The sequence below is a fragment of the Streptomyces pratensis genome (genome assembly GCF_037137275.1).
In the GTDB taxonomy this organism is placed as follows: Bacteria; Actinomycetota; Actinomycetes; order Streptomycetales; family Streptomycetaceae; genus Streptomyces; species Streptomyces pratensis_B.
Window position 1 is genome coordinate 1 of sequence record NZ_JBBBEN010000050.1, and the last position, 4,205, is coordinate 4,205.

The 4,205-nt window shown below is 71.1% G+C and carries 2 protein-coding genes and 1 tRNA gene; 1 reads left to right on the forward strand and 2 read right to left on the reverse strand.

The window, feature by feature from the left end; all coding sequences use genetic code 11:
- A partial coding sequence (locus V9U70_RS02250) for a HAMP domain-containing protein (RefSeq protein WP_336672710.1) occupies positions 1-743 on the reverse strand: 743 nt, incomplete at its 3' end.
- Between the two features lie 399 nt (positions 744-1,142).
- On the opposite strand from V9U70_RS02250, the gene V9U70_RS02255 reads away from it, so the two are divergent.
- Positions 1,143-3,770 carry a SpoIIE family protein phosphatase gene (locus V9U70_RS02255; protein ID WP_336672711.1) on the forward strand — a complete coding sequence of 876 codons (2,628 nt, stop codon included), beginning with the start codon at positions 1,143-1,145 and terminating at the stop codon, positions 3,768-3,770.
- Between the two features lie 80 nt (positions 3,771-3,850).
- Here the strand turns inward: V9U70_RS02255 and V9U70_RS02260 are convergent.
- Positions 3,851-3,923, reverse strand: a tRNA-Thr gene (locus V9U70_RS02260).
- Positions 3,924-4,205 lie beyond the last annotated feature (282 nt).

The window sequence follows — 4,205 nt, forward strand, 5'->3', positions numbered from 1 at the left end:
ACCATCGTGTTGACGGTGTTCTTCAGCTGGAGCATCTCACCGGCCACGTGGACGGTGACCTTCCGCGACAGGTCCCCCTTCGCGACCGCCGTCGTGACCAGCGCGATGTCCCTCACCTGTGCGGTCAACCGGTACGCCATGGTGTTGACGGAGTCCGTGAGGTCCTTCCACGACCCGGACATCCCACGGACCTGGGCCTGCCCGCCGAGCTTCCCCTCCGTGCCCACCTCTACGGCGACCCGCGTCACCTGTTCGGTGAAGACCGACAACTGGTCGACCAGGTTGTTGACCGTACGGGCGACCTTCAGGAACTCGCCGCGCAACGGCCGTACCGTCTCGTCCGCCGTGTGCGACCGCAGCTCCATACGCTGCTCCAGGTCGCCGTCGGCGACGGCGGACAGGACGCGGCCCACCTCCGACACCGGCCGGGCCAGATCGTCGACGAGCTCGTTGGAGGCATCGATCGCGGCCGCCCAGGAGCCTTCGCAGGCCCCCGTCTCCAGCCGCTCGGTCAGCTTCCCCTCCCGCCCCACCACACGGCGTACGCGGGCGAGCTCACCGGTGAGGTGGAGGTTGCGGTCGGCGACCTCGTTGAAGACCGCCGCGATCTCCGTCATCATCCCGTCGCCGGAGACGGTGAGCCGTCGGCGGAAGTTGCCGTCGCGCATCGCCACGAGGCCCGCGAGCAGCCTGTTCAGAGCTGCCGCGTCCACTTCGACGGTGCCATTGCGCTGCTTTTTCACGGACTGTCCGCCTCTTGTACGCGCATTCGAACCCTGCGCCGCCACGCCAGACTCCACCGTGTCCCTCCCGCAGGGGTTGACCGTTCCGCTCGGGCCTATCCAGAAGCTTGCCCAGTTCCACTGTGGCTCACCGCCACAGCACACCGTCAACGGGCGACCGGGCGGACGTCAAATCGTTGCAACGTACCAGGCGGGGGCCGCCCGGCGGACGGCCTCCCCCCATGGGTCCCCACCGCCGCCGCCGGGAGTCCATACTGATGCGCCCGCGCATCACCACCGGCCCGACCTGTCCCGATCCCCGCCCTCGTGCACCCGCGCCCCCGGCGAACGTCTAGCCTGGCAGGCGAATCGAAGCGGCGAGAAACGGGCACAGGACTCGGGGAAGCGACGAGACACCATATGGGGAGTGCTGTGATCACCGCGCGCGCGGCCGCCACCTTCGAGCCGGTCGGACGCTCTGTCGCGACCGCCCGCGCCTTCGTCAGGGACACCCTTCAGGGGTGGGGCTACAACGATGTCGTCGACGACGCCGTCGTACTCACCAGTGAACTCGTGACCAACGCCGTGGTCCACGCGGGGACGGCGGCCGACGTGCTGTGCCTGCGCAGCCGGGACGGCGTCCGCGTCGAGGTCGCCGACCACTACCCGGAACGCGAGGTGCCGCTCCAGAGCAGCGCCCTCGACTTCGGCAGCCCCGACCGCGAGAACGGCCGCGGACTGCTGCTCTGCGCCGCCCTGGCCGCCCGCTGGGGCGTCGAGTACTCCCCCACACGCAAGCACGTCTGGTTCCAGCTGAACCTGCCCGAGCGCCCGGTCGGCATCCGCTCGGCGGGCCCGGTGCTGCCCACCTCGCTGCTGCCCGTCACCGACCAGCGGGTCCGGGTCGCCGTCGTCCAGACCGACCGCTCCGGTTCGATCGCCGCGTGGAACGACGACGCCGCCTACCTCTTCGGGCACGCGGCGGAACAGGTCACCGGCAAGCAGCTCACCGACTTCGTGGCCTGGCCGCACACCCCGGGAACCAACACCGGAATCGTCGACGCCCTCCAGCTCTCCCGCTGGGAGGGCAGCTACGGTATCCGCGGCGCCGACGGCCGGATCATCGCTGTCTACGCCTCCCACCTGCGGGTGCGGGACACCGACGGCGAACCCTCCACCGTCTGCCTCCTGGTGCGCGAAGACGAGCGCGCCGTCCTCCAGTCCCCCGTCCGGGCCCCGGTCACCGACACCTCCGAGAACCGCACCACAGACCCCTTCGAGGTGTTCATCGGCTCCCCCGCCCCCGACGACCTCGACGGTCTCCTCCAGCGGACGGTCGAGCGGGCACGCGACATGCTCGACGCGGACGCGGCCTTCCTCCTGCTCGCCACGGACGACGAGACGGAGCTGGAGGTCCGCGCCACGACGGGCCTCCCCTCGGCCCGTCAGCGCTTCGCCCGGGTCCCCGTCGAAGCCGGAACGGGACGCTACGGCTCCGCTCGGATGCCGGCCGTCCACGAGGACCTCAACGCCGTCCGGGGCGCCGTGCCCCTGCTCACCGACACCGGGATGCGCTCGGTCGTCACCGTGCCGCTGAAGGTCGAGGGCCGTCTCACCGGCTCCCTCGGCGTCGCGGCGGAAGCAGCGGGCCGCTACACCAACGAGGAGGCCCTGCGCCTCCAGTTCGCGGCGGACCGCATCGCCCTCGCCGTCGAGTCCGCCCGCCTCGGCGAGCTGGAACGGCTGCGCCGCGGCTCCCTGTCCTTCCTCGTCGAGGCCTCCGACCTGCTGGCCGGCACCCTCGACCGGGACCAGACCCTGGCTCTGATGGCCCAGATGACCGTCCCGACCCTGGCCACCTGGTGCGCCGTGTACACGATCGCGGATCAGTCCTCCGACCCGTACCTCTCGTATGTCCTCCACGAGGACGAGGACCTCATCGACGGCCTCAAGGCCCTGCTGTCCAAGATCGACCCGCCCGACCCGGTCCCGACCCCGGGCGCCCGTGTCTGGGCCGCCCCCTCCGAGGCCGGCCACCGCGCGGCGCTGAGCACATCCACCCGCAGCCTGGACCACGACGCTCCGCTCAGCATGAGCATGGCCACCCGCACCATCCTCGCCACGGCCCAGGCCGTAGGCGGCGAGACGGTCGTCCTGCCCCTGGTGGCCCGCAACCGCGTGATCGGGATGCTGACGCTCGGGAAGCCCTCCGACGACCACTTCCGCCAGGAGATCCTGGAACTGGCCGAGGACCTCTCCCGCAGGGCCGCCCTGGCCCTGGACAACGCGCGCCTGTACTCGGAGCGCATGGCGATCAGCCAGTCCCTCCAGCGCAGCCTGCTGCCCCCGGGCCTGCCCGACGTGCCGAACGTGGAGATCGAGGTCATCTACCGCGCGGCGGGCGAGGGCAACGAGGTGGGCGGCGACTTCTACGACGTCTTCCCCATCCACGACGGCGCCTACGGCTTCGCCATCGGCGACGTGTGCGGTACGGGCCCGGAGGCGGCCGCCGTCACGGGCCTGGCCCGCCATGCCCTGCGGCTGCTCGCCCGTGAGGGGTTCGGCGGCCCCGCTGTCCTGGAGCGTCTCAACGCGGCGATCCTCGACGAGGGCGCCCGCAGCCGCTTCCTCACCCTCCTGTACGGCGAGCTGTGGCCCCAGGAAGACGGCAGCGCTCTGCTGAAGGTCGTCTGCGCCGGCCACCCGCTCCCGCTGCGCCTGCGGCAGGACGGCTCCGTCGAGGCGGCCGCGGAACCGCAGCCGCTCCTCGGCGTCCTCGAGGACCTCGACCTGTACGAGGAGGAGGTCACACTCAACCCGGGCGACGTCCTCCTCTGCGTCACGGACGGCGTCACCGAACGCCGCGAGGGGGCCCGGATGCTGGGCGACGACGGTCTCGCGGACGTCCTGTCGACCTGTACGGGCCTGACGGCCGGAGCGGTGGCCGCACGCATCCTGAGGGCTGTGGAGCGCTTCGCGGCCGAGCCCGCATCGGACGACATGGCGATCCTGGCCATGCGCGTCCCGGAGCCGCCCCACAACGTCTGACGGCCGGTGGCCCCTCGGGACCGCCACCGCTCCCACGTGAAAGGCCCCCGCCTCGTGGCGGGGGCCTTTCACTTTCTCTGAGCCCCAATGCGGAATCGAACCGCAGACCTTCTCCTTACCATGGAGACGCTCTACCGACTGAGCTATTGGGGCCTCGCTGCGCTGTGGCAACGAGGTAAACCATACACGGAATCCGGGGATGCTCATAATCCGCGGCGGCACGACTTCCGCACCGCTATCTCTTCCCGCACGCCCGGCGCCGCGGTGCCACGAGAGTCACGGCTGCCCCGGCCGCGCCCCCACGTCGGCCGCGCCGTCGGCGCACAGGCAAGGTTGCCGGGGCCGACCCTTCTGCCTTCCCTCGTATCCGGTCCGGAACGCAGAAAAGCCCCGTGCCACAAGGCACGGGGCTTTCCCGGAAAAATTGTTCGGCGG